General features: G+C 52.8%; 18 protein-coding genes. 15 read left to right on the plus strand and 3 right to left on the minus strand.

Annotated features, from left to right (window positions below):
• Nucleotide 1 precedes the first annotated feature (1 nt).
• Entirely contained in the window at nt 2-421 is a 420-nt protein-coding gene (gene rbsD, locus JZ655_RS21050) for a D-ribose pyranase (protein WP_040077691.1), read from the minus strand.
• Between the two features lie 168 nt (nt 422-589).
• Complete coding sequence (kup, locus tag JZ655_RS21055) at nt 590-2458, minus strand: low affinity potassium transporter Kup (RefSeq protein WP_207292667.1); 1869 nt, start codon at nt 2456-2458, stop codon at nt 590-592.
• 223 nt (nt 2459-2681) lie between these two features.
• Between kup and ravA the strand changes: the two genes are divergently transcribed.
• Together ravA and viaA are read left to right on the plus strand one after the other, a co-directional pair.
• Nucleotides 2682-4178 carry an ATPase RavA gene (gene ravA, locus JZ655_RS21060; RefSeq protein ID WP_207292668.1) on the plus strand — a complete coding sequence of 499 codons (1497 nt, stop codon included), beginning with the start codon at nt 2682-2684 and terminating at the stop codon, nt 4176-4178.
• Nucleotides 4172-5623 carry an ATPase RavA stimulator ViaA gene (viaA, locus tag JZ655_RS21065; RefSeq protein WP_040077694.1) on the plus strand — a complete coding sequence of 484 codons (1452 nt, stop codon included), beginning with the start codon at nt 4172-4174 and terminating at the stop codon, nt 5621-5623. Before ravA ends, viaA begins: the two co-directional genes overlap by 7 nt.
• On the opposite strand, the gene asnA is transcribed toward viaA, so the two are convergent.
• Nucleotides 5624-6616 (minus strand): aspartate--ammonia ligase, encoded by a 993-nt coding sequence (gene asnA, locus JZ655_RS21070; RefSeq protein WP_207292669.1) that lies wholly within the window; start codon nt 6614-6616, stop codon nt 5624-5626.
• Nucleotides 6617-6765: 149 nt separating this feature from the next.
• On the opposite strand from asnA, the gene asnC reads away from it, so the two are divergent.
• The 13 genes from asnC to JZ655_RS21135 all read left to right on the plus strand — a co-directional run bounded on the left by asnC (nt 6766) and on the right by JZ655_RS21135 (nt 18254).
• Nucleotides 6766-7224 carry a transcriptional regulator AsnC gene (gene asnC, locus JZ655_RS21075; RefSeq protein ID WP_023331653.1) on the plus strand — a complete coding sequence of 153 codons (459 nt, stop codon included), beginning with the start codon at nt 6766-6768 and terminating at the stop codon, nt 7222-7224.
• A 90-nt stretch (nt 7225-7314) separates the two neighbouring features.
• On the plus strand, nt 7315-7764 hold the full coding sequence (gene mioC / locus JZ655_RS21080; protein WP_040077698.1) for an FMN-binding protein MioC: 450 nt from the start codon (nt 7315-7317) through the stop codon (nt 7762-7764).
• A 374-nt stretch (nt 7765-8138) separates the two neighbouring features.
• On the plus strand, nt 8139-10028 hold the full coding sequence (gene mnmG, locus JZ655_RS21085; RefSeq protein ID WP_207292670.1) for a tRNA uridine-5-carboxymethylaminomethyl(34) synthesis enzyme MnmG: 1890 nt from the start codon (nt 8139-8141) through the stop codon (nt 10026-10028).
• Between the two features lie 102 nt (nt 10029-10130).
• Complete coding sequence (gene rsmG / locus JZ655_RS21090; protein WP_207292671.1) at nt 10131-10754, plus strand: 16S rRNA (guanine(527)-N(7))-methyltransferase RsmG; 624 nt, start codon at nt 10131-10133, stop codon at nt 10752-10754.
• Between the two features lie 614 nt (nt 10755-11368).
• Entirely contained in the window at nt 11369-11749 is a 381-nt protein-coding gene (gene atpI, locus JZ655_RS21095) for a F0F1 ATP synthase subunit I (RefSeq protein WP_040077701.1), read from the plus strand.
• An 8-nt stretch (nt 11750-11757) separates the two neighbouring features.
• Nucleotides 11758-12573, plus strand: coding sequence for a F0F1 ATP synthase subunit A (gene atpB, locus JZ655_RS21100; protein ID WP_040077702.1), 816 nt, complete (start codon nt 11758-11760; stop codon nt 12571-12573).
• 50 nt (nt 12574-12623) lie between these two features.
• Nucleotides 12624-12863, plus strand: a complete 240-nt coding sequence (gene atpE / locus JZ655_RS21105; protein ID WP_000429386.1) for a F0F1 ATP synthase subunit C — start codon at nt 12624-12626, stop codon at nt 12861-12863.
• Nucleotides 12864-12918: 55 nt separating this feature from the next.
• Entirely contained in the window at nt 12919-13389 is a 471-nt protein-coding gene (gene atpF / locus JZ655_RS21110) for a F0F1 ATP synthase subunit B (protein WP_040077703.1), read from the plus strand.
• A gap of 14 nt (nt 13390-13403) precedes the next feature.
• On the plus strand, nt 13404-13937 hold the full coding sequence (atpH, locus tag JZ655_RS21115) for a F0F1 ATP synthase subunit delta (RefSeq protein ID WP_040077704.1): 534 nt from the start codon (nt 13404-13406) through the stop codon (nt 13935-13937).
• Nucleotides 13938-13949: 12 nt separating this feature from the next.
• Nucleotides 13950-15491 carry a F0F1 ATP synthase subunit alpha gene (atpA, locus tag JZ655_RS21120; protein WP_040077705.1) on the plus strand — a complete coding sequence of 514 codons (1542 nt, stop codon included), beginning with the start codon at nt 13950-13952 and terminating at the stop codon, nt 15489-15491.
• 50 nt (nt 15492-15541) lie between these two features.
• Nucleotides 15542-16405 (plus strand): F0F1 ATP synthase subunit gamma, encoded by an 864-nt coding sequence (atpG, locus tag JZ655_RS21125; RefSeq protein WP_040077706.1) that lies wholly within the window; start codon nt 15542-15544, stop codon nt 16403-16405.
• Between the two features lie 26 nt (nt 16406-16431).
• Complete coding sequence (gene atpD, locus JZ655_RS21130; protein WP_040077707.1) at nt 16432-17814, plus strand: F0F1 ATP synthase subunit beta; 1383 nt, start codon at nt 16432-16434, stop codon at nt 17812-17814.
• A gap of 20 nt (nt 17815-17834) precedes the next feature.
• A complete protein-coding gene (locus tag JZ655_RS21135; protein ID WP_040077708.1) occupies nt 17835-18254 on the plus strand; it encodes a F0F1 ATP synthase subunit epsilon in 420 nt (139 codons plus the stop codon).
• Nucleotides 18255-18452: the final 198 nt, after the last annotated feature.

An 18452-nucleotide genomic window follows, 5' to 3' on the forward strand; every position in this document is an offset into this window, starting at 1 on the left:
CTCAGAAGGTGACGCCAGCACAGAGAATGATATTCGCATACGGGGAACACTCCCCGCTGCGAATCACCGCCTGACTGTCTGCGGTTTGTTGTTTGAACTGTTCGTGCGTTGTGTAACGAATTTCTATGGTGTTTCCCTGGTGTTGTTGCAGTTGCTCAATGTGGCTGAGCAACGTTTCGTGGAGTTGCGGATTATTTTGTTTAATCTCCGTCGCGAGAATGGCCGCCTCAACCTGCATCTCCGCCGTCACCACTTCCAGTACCTGCATAAACGAGGGGACACCCTGCGTTAATGCCATATCAATACGGGTTGTGCTGCGGGGAACCGGTAAGCCTGCATCGCAAACCACCAGCGTATCGGTATGCCCAAGCCGGGAAATAACCGATGAGATATCTGCGTTAAGTACGGTGCCTTTCTTCATTTTTTTGCTCCACTAGCGAAACGTTTCGCTGAAGTGAGTTTAATCTGAGGCGTGTTCAGAAAACCATCATGACGTAGCAGAATTGTGATCGGCTTCGAAACGTTTCGCTAACCTAAACTGGCGGGGTAAAAAAGAAGACGCCCGGCGGGGGATCGCCGGGCGGAGGCGTTAAATCTCGACCTGTGTACCTAACTCTATGACGCGATTGGGCGGAATTTCAAACTGGTCAGGCGCACGCAGCGCGTTACGCTGCAGAATGAGATACAGCTTGCCGCGTAAACGTAGATACCACGGGCGTTTACCGATAATCAGCGATTCGTGCGACATGAAGAACGAGGTCTCCATCATCCGGCAGCTAAGTCCTTCCAGACCGCAGCGGTGGAACACCTCTTCGACGTTTGGCGTTTCGCGCCAGCCGTAGCTCGCCACTACGCGCCAGAAGGTCGGCGAGAGCTGCTCAATCTGCACGCGACGCACGTTATGCACGTAAGGCGCATCTTCAGTACGCAGTGTCAGCAGGATGACCCGCTCATGCAGCACCTTGTTGTGCTTGAGATTGTGCATCAGGGCAAACGGGATCACATTTAATGCGCGTGACATATATACCGCGGTACCTGGCACTCGCACCGGCGGGGATTTCTCCAGCGAGGCAATCATCGCCTCAAGGGAATTACCGTGCTCGTGCATGCGACGCAGCAGCCGGAAACGCTCGCTCTTCCAGGTGGTCATCACAATAAACATCACCAGACCCAGCGTCAGCGGCAACCAGCCACCGGAGACAATCTTATCGAGGTTTGCCGAGAACAGCGGTACGTCGATGCAGAGGAAAGCCACCAGGATGATGGCGACGAGGAACTTGTTCCAGTGCCAGTTGCGATAAGCCACCGTAGTAGAAAGAATCGAGGTCAGCACCATGGTGCCGGTGACGGCGATACCGTAAGCCGCGGCCAGATTGCTGGAGTGCTCGAAGCTAACAATAACGATAACTACCGCAAAGTAGAGCAGCCAGTTAATGAAAGGGATGTAAATCTGTCCGGACTCCATTTCAGAGGTATGGATAATCCGCATCGGTGAGAGGTAGCCCAGACGAACGGCCTGACGTGTCAGAGAGAAAACGCCCGATATTACCGCCTGCGAGGCGATCACCGTCGCCAGGGTGGCGATGAACAGCATCGGCACCAGCGCCCACTCCGGTGCCAGCAGGAAGAACGGGTTTTTAATCGCTTCCGGATTCTTCAGCAACAGCGCGCCCTGACCAAAGTAGTTAAGCACCAGCGAGGGCAGCACGACCGAGAACCATGCGAGGCGAATCGGCAATTTACCGAAGTGGCCCATATCCGCATAGAGTGCTTCCACGCCAGTAATAGAGAGCACCACCGCGCCCAGCGCGACAAAGGAGACGGTTTTATACTCCATGAAGAAGTGGACCGCCCAGGCGGGATTCAGCGCGTGCAGCACTTCCGGGTTGGCGATAATACCGCGCAGGCCCAGCACCGCCAGAATCAGGAACCACGCCAGCATAATCGGGGCAAAAAGCTTACCCACCAGCCCGGTTCCGTGCTTCTGAATCGCAAATAGCAGTGTTAACACCAGAATCGAGAGCGGCACAATCCAGGTATCAAGCTCCGGCGCGATAATCTCCAGCCCCTCGATGGCGGACATCACCGATATCGCCGGGGTTATCACCACCTCGCCATAAAAGAAACTGCCGCCTATCAGGCCGATGATGACCAGAAACGAGGTCATTTTTGGCGAGGTATTACGCCCGGCCAGAGACATCAGAGTCAGGATCCCGCCTTCACCGGCGTTATCCGCGCGCATGACGAACGACAGGTATTTAATAGAAACAACACAGATGAGAAGCCAGAAAATCAGGGATAAAAAACCGATCACAGCGTCACGTTCAACGCCAAAACCAAACTGACCGGACAAACATTCGCGTAGCGTATAAAGCGGGCTGGTGCCAATATCACCGTAGACAACCCCGATCGCCGCAAGCGTGATTGCGGGTAATGATTGCTTATTCTCAGTGCTCATAGACTAGTCTTTTCGTTGATATAACAAATGTGTGCTTAGTCCCTTGGCCCACAAAAAGGCGCACAGTATGCACGATTCATTGCAAAATCGTACCCCTAAATGCAGTCCGCTTAACGTAACGCAAAGAAAATAGCGCCGCACTTCAGTCTATTACCAGCGCATGACGAAACGTCTATACTCGCTTCAACTAGCCGGATCCACGGCGAAAGGATGCAGAATAATTATGGCTCACACTCATTTATTAGCAGAAAGAATTTCTCGTCTAAGCAGTGCGTTAGAAAAAGGGCTGTTCGAACGTAGCCACGCCATTCGGCTCTGTTTACTGGCAGCACTGAGCGGTGAAAGCGTCTTTCTACTTGGCCCACCGGGCATTGCCAAAAGCCTGATCGCCCGCCGTCTGAAGTTTGCTTTTCAGCATGCCCGGGCATTCGAATACCTGATGACGCGCTTCTCCACGCCGGAAGAGGTATTCGGTCCCCTTTCCATTCAGGCGTTAAAAGATGAAGGGCGCTATGAACGACTGACTACAGGATATCTACCCGAAGCGGAAATCGTTTTTCTTGATGAGATATGGAAAGCCGGTCCGGCGATCCTGAATACCTTGCTTACCGCCATTAACGAACGCCGCTTCCGTAACGGTGCCCACGAAGAGAAGATCCCCATGCGCTTGCTGGTGGCCGCATCGAATGAGCTGCCAGAGGCTGACAGCAGCCTGGAAGCGCTTTATGACCGTATGCTGATTCGCCTGTGGCTCGACAAGGTTCAGGATAAGGCCAATTTCCGCTCGTTGCTGATTAGCCAGCAGGATGAAAATGACAACCCGGTTCCCGCCGGGCTGCAGGTTACCGATGAAGAATACCAGCAGTGGCAAGGAGAGATCGGCAAAATCACCCTGCCGGATGCGGTCTTTGACCTGATCTTTATGTTACGTCAGCAGCTGGATAAACTGTCTGGCGCGCCGTACGTGTCGGATCGCCGCTGGAAAAAAGCGATCCGCTTGCTACAGGCCAGCGCCTTCTTTAGCGGCCGCGATGCGGTCGCGCCTATCGACCTCATTCTGTTGAAAGATTGTCTCTGGCACGACGCGAATGGCATGAATCTGATGCAGCAACAGCTGGAAGTATTGATGACCGGGCATGCCTGGGGTCAGCAGGAGATGCTTAACCAGCTCGGTGCCATATCGCAACGACGCATTCAGTTACAGCAGCAACAGAGTGATAAAACAGCACTACGCGTTAGCCGCCAGAGCGGCATGTTTGCCCGTAAACCGCACTACGAACTGCCCGATGAGCTGAGCGAGACCACGCTGACACTGTTACTCCAGCAGCCGCTCAAACTGCACGATATGCAGGTGATTCATGTCACTATCGAGCGCGAGCCTCTGGCCCAGTGGCTTAGCAAGGGTGGTGAAATCCGCGGCAAACTCAACGGTATTGGCTTTGCTCAGCCGTTGAACATGGAGGTGGACGGCAGTCTGCATCTGGTGATCCGCGACGTGAGTCTTCAGGGATCGCGCCTTGCGCTGCCCGGCAGCACCTCTGACAGCGTTCCCGACGAAATCACCCAGCAGCTGGAAGCGCTGGATAACTCCTGGCACCAGCAACATACGCGCTTTAGCGAGCAGCAAAAATGTCTGTTTATTCACAGCGACTGGTTAGGTCGCATCGAAGCCAGTCTGCAGGATGTAGGCGCGCAGATTAAACAGGCGCGTCAATGCTAACGCTGGATACCTTAAATATCATGCTGGCTGTGGGCGAAGAGGGGTTAATTGAGGAACTCGTTGTTGCGCTACTCGCCTCACCTCAGCTGGCGATCTTTTTTGAAAAATTTCCCAAATTAAAAACAGCCATTACCGACGATCTTCCCCGCTGGCGAGAAGGATTGCGAAAGCGGATGAAGGACACGCGCGTTCCGCCCGAGCTGACCGAAGAGGTGATGTGCTATCAGCAAAGCCAGCTGCTCTCCACCCCGCAGCTGATTGTCCAGCTTCCACAGATCCTGACTCTACTGGATAACGTCCATTCGCCATTCGCAAGCCAGGCCCGACAGCTGGTGGCGGATAACGCCACCTTTACGCCTGCGCTCCACACGCTGTTCCTCCAGCGTTGGCGTCTGAGCTTAGTGGTACAGGCCACGACGCTTAATCAGCAATTGCTGGAGGAAGAGCGCGAACAATTACTCAGTGAAGTGCAGGAACGTATGACCCTGGCTGGCGCGCTGGAGCCGGTACTGGTCGAGAATGACAACGCCGCTGGTCGGCTATGGGACATGAGTGCAGGTCAGCTTAAACGCGGCGACTATCAGTTGATTGTGCGCTACGGCGATTTTCTTACGCAGCAACCCGAACTGATGCAGCTGGCGGAACAGCTGGGGCGCTCCAGAGAGGCCAAATCAGTTCCGAAGAAAGACGCGCCGATGGAGACCTTCCGTACCCTGGTACGTGAACCGGCCACCGTGCCAGAACAGGTCGACGGGCTGCAGCAGAGCGATGATATCCTGCGGCTGTTACCGCCTGAGCTGGCCACGCTGGGTATCACCGAACTGGAGTATGAGTTTTATCGACGGCTGGTGGAAAAACAGCTTCTCACTTATCGGCTACACGGTGAAGCCTGGCGGGAGAAGGTGAGTCAGCGACCGGTTGTGCATCAGGATTTTGATGAACAGCCGCGCGGTCCGTTTATCGTCTGTGTAGATACCTCGGGTTCGATGGGGGGCTTTAATGAGCAGTGCGCCAAGGCGTTTTGTCTGGCGCTGATGCGGGTTGCCCTCGCCGATCGTCGCCGCTGCTTTATTATGCTCTTCTCCAGCGAAGTGGTGGGCTATGAACTGACAGGCCCGGAGGGGATAGAGCAGGCGATCCGCTTTCTCAGCCAGCGCTTTCGCGGCGGCACGGATCTCGCCAGCTGTTTTCGCGCCATTATCGAGCGCATGCAGGGCGGGGAGTGGTACGATGCGGACGCCGTGGTGATTTCTGACTTTATAGCTCAGCGATTGCCGGAAGAGGTGGTAAACAAAGTGAAGGTGTTGCAGCAGGTGCACCAGCATCGGTTCCATGCCGTAGCGATGTCGGCACATGGAAAACCCGGCATCATGCGCATCTTCGATCATATCTGGCGCTTTGATACCGGGTTACGTAGCCGCCTGCTTCGACGCTGGCGGCGTTAATTAAAGAAGGGCGTCGATGTTTTCACGCACCTGCTGTGGCCAGACACCGCACTGAACCTGGCCGATATGCGACAGCTGTAATAACAGCATTGTCAAACGTGACTGGCCGATACCGCCACCAATCGTCTGCGGCATTTCACCGCGCAGCAGCGCCTGATGCCACTCCAGCTGCAGGCGATCTTCATCACCCGTAATAGAAAGCTGACGCTTCAGGGCTTCTGCATCGACACGGATCCCCATTGAAGAGAGTTCAAACGCATCTTCAAGGATAGGGTTCCACACCAGAATATCGCCGTTCAGACCCGCAAAACCGCTCTCGCTTTCACTGCTCCAGTCATCGTAGTCCGGGGCACGTACATCGTGGCGCTGACCATCGGACAGCTTGCCGCCGATACCAATCAGGAATACGGCACCCAACTCTTTAGCAATGGCACGCTCACGGCCTTTGGCATCCAGATCCGGATAACGTGTCAAAAGATCCTGGCTGTGAACGAACTGGATCGTCTCTGGCAGGAACGGGGTCAGCCCAAACTCTTTGCTCACGGCCGCTTCGGTTGCTTTGATCCCGGCGTAAATAGCTTCAACAGTGGACTTCAGCGTGCGGGTATGACGCTCGCCATCCCCCATGACACGTTCCCAGTCCCACTGGTCAACGTAGACAGAGTGAATAGCAGTAAGACGGTCTTCATCGGGGCGAAGGGCTTTCATGTGCGTGTAGAGCCCTTCGCCCGCGCTGAAGTCGTGTTGTCCCAGGGTTTGACGCTTCCACTTCGCCAGTGAATGAACCACTTCGAACTGGGCGTCTGGCAGTGTTTTCACTTTAACCTGAACCGCTTTTTCGCAACCAGACAGGTTATCTTGCGTCCCATCGCCCACACGGCTGAGGATAGGTGCCTGCACTTCTATCAGGCCCAGCCTCTCTTCCAACTGGCGGGAAAAGTGGGATTTAACGAAACTGATCTGGCGTTGTTTTGCGATGTATGCGGTTTTCATATTTATACTCCTGCGTCCTGTTGCAATTGATTAAGCAACAAAAAACGCCGCCATACAATAATCCAACAATAAAATGCCAACTACACTTTTGATTCGTTAAAATAAGACGCTAAAATAGAGCAAATCAGCAATCTACATAAGAAAAACCTATGGAAAATTATCAGATCGACAATCTGGACCGGGGCATCCTGGAAGCGTTAATGGCCAATGCCCGCACCGCCTATGCTGAGCTGGCCAAACAATTTGGCGTCAGTCCAGGTACCATCCATGTGCGCGTAGAGAAGATGAAGCAGGCGGGCATTATTACCGGCGCCCATATTGATGTCAGCCCTAAGCAGCTGGGCTACGACGTCTGCTGCTTTATTGGCATCATATTGAAGAGCGCGAAAGACTATCCTTCGGCGCTGGCCAGGCTGAACGCGCTGGATGAAGTCACCGAGGCGTACTACACCACAGGCCATTACAGCATCTTTATAAAAGTAATGTGCCGATCGATCGATGCCCTGCAGCAGGTACTTATCAACAAGATCCAAACAATCGATGAAATCCAGTCCACCGAAACCTTGATCTCCCTGCAGAACCCGATCATGCGTACCATCCGCCCCTGATCGGGAAAAATTATTCCCACATTTTCCACAGGTAGATCCCAGCTCGCTCACAGCGTACAATGTTTCCCTCTTTATATGAGCGAGCGATCCATGGCAGACATTACTCTTATCAGCGGTAGCACCCTTGGCGGTGCAGAATATGTTGCAGAGCACCTGGCTGAAAAGCTGGAAGAGGCCGGTTTTTCTACTGAAACCCTGCACGGGCCGTTGCTGGAGGATCTCTCTGTGGAGGGGATCTGGCTGTTGATCACCTCGACCCATGGTGCGGGCGATCTCCCCGATAACCTCCAGCCCCTCTACGATGAACTTCAGGAACAGCAGCCAGACCTCTCCGGCGTGCGTTTCGGTTCAATTGGTATTGGCAGCCGCGAATATGACACCTTCTGTGGTGCGGTGGACAAAGTTGATGCCGCATTTACCGCCTGTGGGGCAAAACAGATTGGCGAAACGCTGAAGATCAACGTCCTCGATCATGACATTCCGGAAGATCCAGCCGAAGAATGGTTGGGTAAATGGAAAAATTTACTCAAAAACGATTAAAGATCGCGCGAACAGATGTGGATAACTCTGGTTAAAAGCTTGGATTAACCCGTAGTTATCCCACTAACAACCTTCGATTACTTTTTGTGCTGTGTATAACATCGCGATCTGATCCCAGCTTATACGTCGTAGGATCACCGATCATTCACAGCAAACGATCCTCTCTAACCGCATGATCTTATTTGTGAGATCCGGCTTATCCACAAGATCCGGCGATCCTAATAAGAGATCACAATAGAACAGATCTCTAAAGAAAGAGATCTTCTTTTTAATAGCCCAGGATCCCAGTGCTTTCTCGAAAGACTAAAGTTGAGTAGAATCCTTGGCCCGGGCTTCAATCCATTTTCAAACCGCTTTATGCGAGGCAGACCACCATGTTTTATCAGGATCCTTTTGACGTCATCATCATTGGCGGGGGTCATGCAGGCACTGAGGCCGCGATGGCCGCAGCGCGAATGGGTCAACAGACCCTGCTTTTGACACACAATATCGACACGCTGGGACAGATGTCCTGCAATCCGGCGATTGGCGGCATTGGGAAAGGACACCTGGTAAAAGAAGTGGATGCACTTGGCGGCCTGATGGCAAAAGCGATCGATCAGGCCGGCATTCAGTTTAGGATACTAAACGCAAGCAAAGGCCCAGCCGTCCGTGCGACCCGTGCTCAGGCAGACCGCGTGCTCTACCGTCAGGCGGTACGCACCGCGCTGGAGAATCAACCGAACCTGATGATCTTCCAGCAGGCGGTTGAGGATCTGATTGTGGAAAACGATCGTGTCGTCGGTGCCGTAACCCAGATGGGGCTGAAATTCCGCGCGAAATCCGTGGTACTGACCGTGGGCACCTTCCTGGATGGCAAAATTCATATTGGAATGGATAACTACAGCGGTGGCCGTGCTGGCGATCCGCCGTCCATTTCGTTGTCGCGCCGTCTGCGTGAGCTGCCGCTGCGCGTTAATCGCCTGAAAACGGGGACACCGCCGCGTATTGACGCTCGTACCATCGATTTCAGCGTACTGGCGCAACAGCATGGTGATAACCCGATGCCGGTCTTCTCGTTCATGGGCAATGCGGCTCAACACCCGCAGCAGGTGCCGTGCTATATCACGCACACCAATGAAAAAACCCATGACGTGATCCGTAATAACCTTGATCGTAGCCCGATGTATGCCGGTGTGATCGAAGGGATCGGCCCGCGCTACTGCCCGTCGATCGAAGACAAGGTCATGCGCTTCGCCGATCGTAACCAACACCAGATCTTCCTCGAACCGGAAGGGCTGACCTCCAACGAAATTTACCCGAACGGTATCTCCACCAGCCTGCCGTTCGATGTACAGATGCAGATTGTGCGCTCCATGCAGGGCATGGAAAACGCGAAGATTGTGCGTCCTGGCTACGCCATTGAGTACGATTTCTTCGATCCGCGCGACCTGAAACCTACCCTCGAGAGCAAATACATCGAGGGGCTGTTCTTTGCCGGCCAGATCAATGGGACCACCGGTTACGAAGAGGCTGCCGCTCAGGGGTTACTGGCCGGTCTCAACGCCGCCCGTTTCTCCGCCGAAAAAGAGGGCTGGGCTCCGCGTCGCGATCAGGCATACCTTGGCGTGCTGGTAGACGATCTCTGTACGCTCGGAACCAAAGAGCCGTACCGCATGTTTACTTCCCGTGCGGAATACCGCCTGATGCTGCGTGAAGACAACGCTGACCTGCGTCTGACCGAAATGGGCCGTGAACTGGGACTAGTGGATGACGAACGCTGGGCGCGCTTCAACGAGAAACTGGAGCGCATCGAAACCGAACGTCAGCGCCTGAAAGCGACCTGGGTGAATCCGCTCTCTGACTCAGCTGCTGAAGTGAACGCTCACTTAACTGCTCCGCTCTCCAGAGAAGCCAGCGCAGAAGATCTGCTGCGTCGTCCAGAGATGACTTACGCACAGCTGATGCAGATGACGCCGTTCGCGCCGGGCCTGGCAGATGCCGAAGCGGCCGAGCAGGTAGAAATTCAGGTGAAATACGAAGGCTATATCGCTCGCCAGCAGGACGAGATTGAAAAACAGCAGCGCAACGAAAACACCTTGCTGCCTGCCGTCCTGGATTACCGCCAGGTTACCGGTCTTTCCAACGAAGTGATCGCCAAGCTGAACGATCACAAGCCGGTCTCAATCGGTCAGGCATCGCGTATCTCTGGCGTGACGCCGGCTGCGATCTCAATTCTGCTGGTCTGGCTGAAAAAACAGGGTATGCTGCGCCGCAGTGCTTAAGATTTGTAAAATTGCCCGGTAAGGCTACGCTTACCGGGCGGATCGAACTTTACAGCAGAGGGAGCTGGCCTCCCTCTGACTGCATCTCAACAGGTATTCACCGTGCTTAACAAACTCTCTCGTCTGCTGGATGAAGCAGGTATTTCGCTCACCGATCACCAGAAAAATCAGCTGGTGGCCTATGTCGACATGCTGAACAAATGGAACAAAGCGTACAACCTGACCTCCGTACGCGACCCCAACGAGATGCTGGTACGTCATATCCTCGACAGTATCGTGGTGGCTCCCCATCTGGAAGGGGCGCGTTTTATCGATGTCGGTACCGGTCCGGGTCTGCCTGGCATTCCATTATCCATTGTGCGCCCTGAGTGCCAGTTCACGTTGCTGGATAGCCTTGGCAAGCGCGTGCGCTTCCTCAAACAGGTGCAGCATGAGCTGAAGCTGGAAAACATTACTCCTGTACAGAGCAGGGTAGAGGAGTTTCCGGCCGAGCCGCCGTTCGATGGGGTGATTAGCCGTGCCTTTGCTTCCCTGAATGATATGGTGAGCTGGTGTCATCACTTGCCGGGCGAGCAGGGGCGTTTTTATGCACTGAAAGGGGTGATGCCGGAAGAGGAGATTGCGCTGTTGCCGCCAAAATACGCTGTCGAGAAGAGTGTGAAATTAAAGGTACCGCAGCTCACCGGAGAGCGTCATTTGGTGATAATTAAGCCAAACAATATTTAAAATATTAATAAAAAATGTGGAATTTGTGCTGTTCTTTGGGTGTTAAAAAGGCAGGCGTCATTCGAGAACAGGTCTGCCTTAATTTAACCTTGCTGTTACCGTGGATTTTCTTGCCGTTAACTATGGCATGTAGTTAACCAAAAATATAATCAACAGCGAAAGTATCAGCAGGCTAAAAGTCAAAAAAGGTCACTACGCTTAATGTTAAATATTTATTAAGAATGTCAATAAAAGGTTTTTATTGTGTACTGGCCTGTTTTAAAAATAGTTGGGTAAATTCGCCTTTATTTTCAGGAAGATGAATTAAAGCGTTTTAATTGTTTGATTTAAACGACCTTATCGTAAATGTGTATTTTGTGATCCCGTGCACGCTTTATCACCAACGTTTGCGCGCTGTTTGCAGTTTTGTATCCGCACAGGCTGTTTGTGGAAAAGTTAATAAATAGCGCTGGGGAAAAATATTTAAACATTTATTCACCTTTTCGCTACTTATTGTTTGAAATCACGGGGGCGCACCGTATAATTTGTCCGCTTTTTGATGCTTGACTCTGAGCCTCAAAGAACGTTTTATACGACACGCGGCATACCTCGAAGGGAGCAGGAGTAAATACGTGATGTCTGTGTCGCTCTTGAGTCGAAACGTTGCTCGTAAGCTTCTGTTCATTCAGTTTCTGGCCGTGATAGCAAGTGGATTGCTGTTCAGCCTTAAAGACCCCTTCTGGGGCATCTCTGCGTTAAGCGGAGGTTTGGCGGTGGTTCTGCCAAACATGCTGTTTATGATTTTTGCCTGGCGTCATCAGGCGCATACACCTGCCAAAGGCCGCATGGCCTGGTCCTTCGCTCTGGGCGAAGTGTGTAAGGTGTTGCTGACCTTTGCCCTCCTGGTGGTGGCGCTGGCTGTTTTTAAAGTGGTATTTCTGCCGCTGATAGTGACGTGGGTTTTGGTGCTGGTGGTACAAATTCTGGCGCCAGCTGTAATCAATAACAAAGGGTAAAAGGCATCATGGCTTCAGAAAATATGACGCCGCAGGATTACATAGGTCACCATCTGAACAACCTTCAGATCGACCTGCGTACATTCTCGCTGGTGGATCCGCATAACCCCCCGGCCACCTTCTGGACGATTAATATCGACTCCATGTTCTTCTCGGTGGTACTGGGTCTGTTGTTCCTGGCCATTTTCCGTGGCGTAGCGAAACGCGCGACCAGCGGTGTTCCCGGGAAATTCCAGACTTTCATCGAAATGATCATTGGCTTCGTCCATGGCAGCGTCAAAGACATGTACCACGGTAAGAGCAAGGTTATTGCTCCGCTGGCACTGACCGTCTTTGTGTGGGTCTTCCTGATGAACCTGATGGACCTGCTGCCGATCGACCTGCTGCCGTTTATCGGCGAGCACATCTTCGGCCTGCCAGCCCTGCGTGTGGTTCCGTCTGCTGACGTGAACATCACCCTGTCTATGGCGCTGGGCGTGTTCATCCTGATTCTTTTCTACAGCATCAAAATGAAAGGTGTAGGCGGCTTCGTGAAAGAGCTTACCCTGCAGCCGTTCAACCACTGGGCGTTCATTCCAATCAACTTGATTCTGGAAGGCGTTAGCCTGCTGTCCAAACCGATCTCTCTCGGTCTGCGACTGTTCGGCAACATGTATGCGGGTGAGCTGATTTTCATTCTGATCGCGGGTCTTCTGCCGTGGTGGTCACAGTGGGTTCTGAATGTGCCATGGGCCATTTTCCACATCCTGATTATTACGCTGCAAGCCTTTATCTTCATGGTTCTGACGATCGTCTATCTGTCGATGGCGTCTGAAGAGCACTGATTTTTTTACCAACACTACTACGTTTTAACTGAAACAAACTGGAGACTGTCATGGAAAACCTGAATATGGATCTGCTGTACATGGCTGCCGCTGTGATGATGGGTCTGGCGGCGATCGGTGCTGCGATCGGTATCGGCATCCTCGGGGGTAAATTCCTGGAAGGCGCAGCGCGTCAGCCGGATCTGATTCCTCTGCTGCGTACTCAGTTCTTTATCGTTATGGGTCTGGTGGATGCTATCCCGATGATCGCTGTAGGTCTGGGTCTGTACGTGATGTTTGCTGTCGCGTAGTAAGCAGTATTAAACACCCTAAGCCACAGTTGTAAATTTAAAGAGGTATTGTGCTGTGAACATGAACGCAACAATCCTCGGCCAGGCCATCGCGTTTGTTATCTTTGTCTGGTTCTGCATGAAGTATGTATGGCCGCCTTTAATGGCTGCCATCGAAAAACGTCAGAAAGAAATTGCTGACGGTCTGGCTTCTGCAGAACGCGCTAAGAAAGATTTGGACCTTGCACAGGCCAACGCGACCGACCAGCTGAAAAAAGCGAAAGCGGAAGCCCAGGTAATCATCGAGCAGGCGAACAAACGTCGTTCTCAGATCCTGGACGAAGCAAAAGCTGAAGCAGAACAGGAACGCACTAAAATCGTGACGCAAGCGCAGGCTGAAATCGAAGCCGAGCGTAAACGTGCTCGCGAAGAACTGCGTAAGCAGGTTGCGATTCTGGCTGTTGCTGGCGCCGAGAAGATCATCGAACGTTCCGTGGATGAAGCTGCTAATAGCGACATCGTGGATAAACTTGTCGCTGAACTGTAAGGAGGGAGGGGCTGATGTCTGAATTTGTTACGGTAGCTCGCCCCTACGCCAAAGCAGCTTTTGACTTTGCTGTCGAACACCAAAATGTCGATCGCTGGCAGAACATGCTGGCGTTTGCCGCCGAGGTAACGAAAAACGAACAAATGGCAGAGATGCTTTCCGGGGCTATGGCACCAGAAACCCTCGCCGCGTCGTTCATCGCCGTCTGTGGTGAGCAGCTGGATGACAATGGCCAGAACCTGATTAAGGTCATGGCTGAAAACGGTCGTCTGCGTGTGCTCCCGGATGTTCTCGAGCAGTTTGTGCACTTACGTGCCCTCAGTGAAGCCACCGCCGAAGTTGAAGTCACCTCGGCGAACGAACTGAGTGAAGAACAGCTTGCGAAAATCACTGCCGCGATGGAAAAACGTCTGTCACGCAAAGTTAAGCTGAATTGCAAAATCGATAAGTCTGTAATGGCAGGCGTAATCATCCGTGCGGGTGATATGGTCATTGATGGTAGCGTACGCGGCCGTCTTGAGCGCCTTGCAGACGTCTTGCAGTCTTAAGGGGACTGGAGCATGCAACTGAATTCCACCGAAATCAGCGAACTGATCAAGCAGCGCATTGCTCAGTTCAATGTTGTGAGCGAAGCTCATAACGAAGGTACTATTGTTTCTGTAAGTGACGGTGTTATCCGCATTCACGGCCTGGCCGATTGTATGCAGGGTGAGATGATTTCCCTGCCGGGTAACCGTTACGCAATCGCACTGAACCTGGAGCGCGACTCCGTAGGTGCAGTTGTGATGGGTCCATACGCTGACCTCGCCGAAGGCATGAAGGTTAAGTGTACTGGCCGTATTCTGGAAGTGCCGGTTGGCCGTGGCATGCTGGGTCGCGTTGTAAACACCCTGGGTGCGCCAATCGACGGTAAAGGTCCGGTTGATAACGATGGCTTCTCGCCAATCGAAGTTATCGCTCCGGGCGTTATCGATCGTCAGTCTGTTGATCAGCCTGTTCAGACGGGTTACAAATCCGTTGATGCCATGATCCCAATCGGTCGTGGTCAGCGTGAACTGATCATCGGTGACCGTCAGACCGGTAAAACCGCGATGGCTATCGACGCCATCATCAACCAGCGCGATTCCGGCATCAAATGTGTGTACGTCGCTATCGGCCAGAAAGCTTCCACCATCTCTAACGTGGTGCGTAAGCTGGAAGAGCACGGTGCGCTGGCTAACACCATCGTTGTTGTTGCAACCGCGTCTGAATCCGCAGCACTGCAATACCTGGCACCATACGCTGGTTGCGCAATGGGCGAATACTTCCGTGACCGCGGTGAAGATGCGCTGATCGTATACGATGACCTGTCTAAACAGGCTGTTGCTTACCGTCAGGTTTCCCTGCTGCTCCGTCGTCCGCCAGGACGTGAAGCATTCCCGGGCGACGTGTTTTACCTCCACTCCCGTCTGCTGGAGCGCGCATCCCGCGTTAATGCGGAATACGTTGAGAACTTCACTAAAGGTGAAGTGAAAGGTCAAACCGGCTCCCTGACCGCTCTGCCGATTATCGAAACCCAGGCGGGTGACGTTTCTGCGTTCGTTCCGACCAACGTAATTTCCATTACCGATGGTCAGATCTTCCTGGAAACCAACCTGTTTAACTCCGGTATTCGTCCGGCAGTTAACCCGGGTATCTCCGTATCCCGTGTAGGTGGTGCAGCTCAGACCAAGATCATCAAGAAACTGTCCGGTGGTATCCGTACCGCGCTGGCACAGTATCGTGAACTTGCAGCGTTCTCCCAGTTTGCATCTGACCTTGACGATGCAACCCGTAAACAGCTTGACCACGGTCAGAAAGTGACCGAACTGCTGAAACAGAAACAGTATGCCCCGATGTCAGTTGCACAGCAGGGCCTGGTACTGTTCGCAGCAGAACGTGGTTATCTGGCGGATGTAGAACTGGCGAAAATCGGTAGCTTCGAAGCCGCTCTGCTGGCTTTCGCTGACCGTGACCACGCTCCGCTGATGCAAGAGATCAACCAGTCCGGTGGCTATAACGACGAAATCGAAGGCAAGCTGAAAAGCCTGCTCGATTCCTTCAAAGCAACCCAGTCCTGGTAACGTCTGGCGGTCTGTCTTAGGGCAGACCGCAAGGCATTGAGGAGAAGCTCATGGCCGGCGCAAAAGAGATACGTAGTAAGATCGCAAGCGTCCAGAACACGCAGAAGATCACTAAAGCGATGGAGATGGTCGCCGCTTCCAAAATGCGTAAATCGCAGGATCGCATGGCGGCCAGCCGTCCTTATGCAGATACCATGCGCAAAGTGATTGGTCACCTTGCAAACGGGAATCTGGAATATAAGCACCCTTACCTGGAAGAACGCGACGTTAAGCGCGTGGGCTACCTGGTGGTGTCTACCGACCGTGGTTTGTGTGGTGGCTTGAACATCAACCTGTTCAAAAAACTGCTGGCGGATATGAAAGCATGGACCGAAAAAGGCGTTCAGAGCGATATCGCGATGATCGGCTCCAAAGGTGTGTCTTTCTTTAATTCCGTGGGTGGCAATATTGTCGCTCAGGTGACCGGTATGGGTGATAACCCGTCCCTGTCCGAACTGATCGGTCCGGTAAAAGTGATGCTGCAGGCCTACGATGAAGGCCGTCTGGACAGACTGTACATCGTAAATAACAAATTTATTAACACCATGTCTCAGGTTCCAACCCTCACGCAGCTGCTGCCTTTGCCGGCATCAGAAGATGACGAGTTGAAACAAAAAGCCTGGGATTACCTGTACGAACCGGATCCGAAACCGCTGCTGGATACCCTGCTGCGTCGTTACGTTGAATCACAGGTTTATCAGGGCGTGGTAGAAAACCTGGCCAGCGAGCAGGCCGCACGTATGGTGGCGATGAAAGCCGCTACCGACAATGGCGGCAGCCTGATTAAAGAGCTGCAGTTGGTTTACAACAAAGCTCGTCAGGCCAGCATTACTCAGGAACTCACCGAGATCGTCGGTGGTGCATCCGCGGTATAACCAGGTTAATTCGTAGAGGATTCAAGATGGCTACTGGAAAAATTGTCCAGGTAATCGGCGCCGTAGTTGACGTCGAATTCCCTCAGGATGCCGTACCGCGCGTGTACGATGCTCTTGAGGTTCAGAATGGTAACGAGAGCCTGGTGCTGGAAGTTCAGCAGCAGCTCGGCGGCGGTATCGTACGTACCATCGCCATGGGTTCTTCTGACGGTTTGCGTCGTGGTCTGGAAGTGAAAGACCTTGAGCACCCGATCGAAGTCCCGGTAGGTAAAGCTACACTGGGTCGTATCATGAACGTATTGGGTCAACCAATCGACATGAAAGGCGACATCGGTGAAGAAGAGCGTTGGGCTATCCACCGCGCAGCACCTTCCTACGAAGAGCTGTCCAGCTCTCAGGAACTGCTGGAAACCGGTATCAAAGTTATCGACCTGATGTGTCCGTTTGCGAAGGGCGGTAAAGTTGGTCTGTTCGGTGGTGCGGGTGTAGGTAAAACCGTAAACATGATGGAGCTGATCCGTAACATCGCGATCGAACACTCCGGTTACTCCGTGTTTGCGGGTGTAGGTGAGCGTACTCGTGAGGGTAACGACTTCTACCACGAAATGACCGACTCCAACGTTCTGGACAAAGTATCCCTGGTTTATGGCCAGATGAACGAGCCACCAGGAAACCGTCTGCGCGTTGCGCTGACCGGCCTGACCATGGCTGAGAAGTTCCGTGACGAAGGGCGTGACGTTCTGCTGTTCGTAGACAACATCTACCGTTACACCCTGGCCGGTACTGAAGTATCTGCACTGCTGGGTCGTATGCCATCAGCGGTAGGCTACCAGCCAACCCTGGCGGAAGAGATGGGTGTTCTGCAGGAACGTATCACCTCTACCAAAACCGGTTCTATTACCTCCGTTCAGGCGGTATACGTACCAGCGGATGACTTGACTGACCCATCCCCAGCCACCACCTTTGCGCACTTAGATGCAACCGTGGTACTGAGCCGTCAGATCGCGTCTCTGGGTATCTACCCGGCCGTTGACCCGCTGGACTCCACCAGCCGTCAGCTGGATCCACTGGTTGTTGGCCAGGAACACTACGACACCGCGCGTGGCGTACAGTCCCTGCTGCAGCGTTACCAGGAACTGAAAGACATCATCGCCATCCTCGGTATGGATGAACTGTCTGAAGAAGACAAACTGGTGGTAGCACGTGCGCGTAAGATCCAGCGCTTCCTGTCCCAGCCGTTCTTCGTAGCAGAAGTATTCACCGGTTCTCCGGGTAAATACGTTCCGCTGAAAGATACCATCCGTGGCTTTAAAGGCATCATGGAAGGCGAATACGATCACCTGCCGGAGCAGGCGTTCTACATGGTTGGTTCCATCGACGAAGCCGTGGAAAAAGCCAAAAAACTTTAACGCCTTAATCGGAGGGTGATATGGCAATGACTTACCACCTGGATGTCGTCAGCGCAGAGCAACAAATGTTCTCTGGTCTGGTCGAGAAAATCCAGGTAACGGGCAGTGAAGGTGAACTGGGTATTTTCCCGGGTCACGCACCGCTGCTCACCGCCATTAAGCCTGGTATGATCCGCATCGTTAAACAGTTCGGTCATGAAGAGTTTATCTATCTGTCCGGCGGCATTCTTGAAGTGCAGCCTGGTAGCGTGACCGTTCTGGCTGATACCGCTATTCGTGGCCAGGATCTCGACGAAGCGCGAGCTCTGGAATCGAAACGTAAAGCGGAAGAGCACATTAAGAGCTCTCATGGTGACGTGGATTACGCACAGGCATCTGCGGAGCTGGCCAAAGCGATCGCGAAACTGCGTGTTATCGAGTTGACCAAAAAAGCGATGTAACACCGGCTTGAAAAGTGAAAAGCCAGTCTGGAATCCAGGCTGGCTTTTTTTTATGGTTTCGTTTCGGTAAAAATGAAACTGAAATGTCGTTTTATTATTTTGTCATTTACATCACAAAAATATTGATCGGTTAAAAAATGAGGCGTAGACTCCTTTTTTGTGAAGTGTGTCACAAAATAAACCTCAATAATTCAGGAT

The organism is Leclercia pneumoniae (genome assembly GCF_017348915.1).
Lineage (GTDB): Bacteria > Pseudomonadota > Gammaproteobacteria > Enterobacterales > Enterobacteriaceae > Enterobacter > Enterobacter pneumoniae.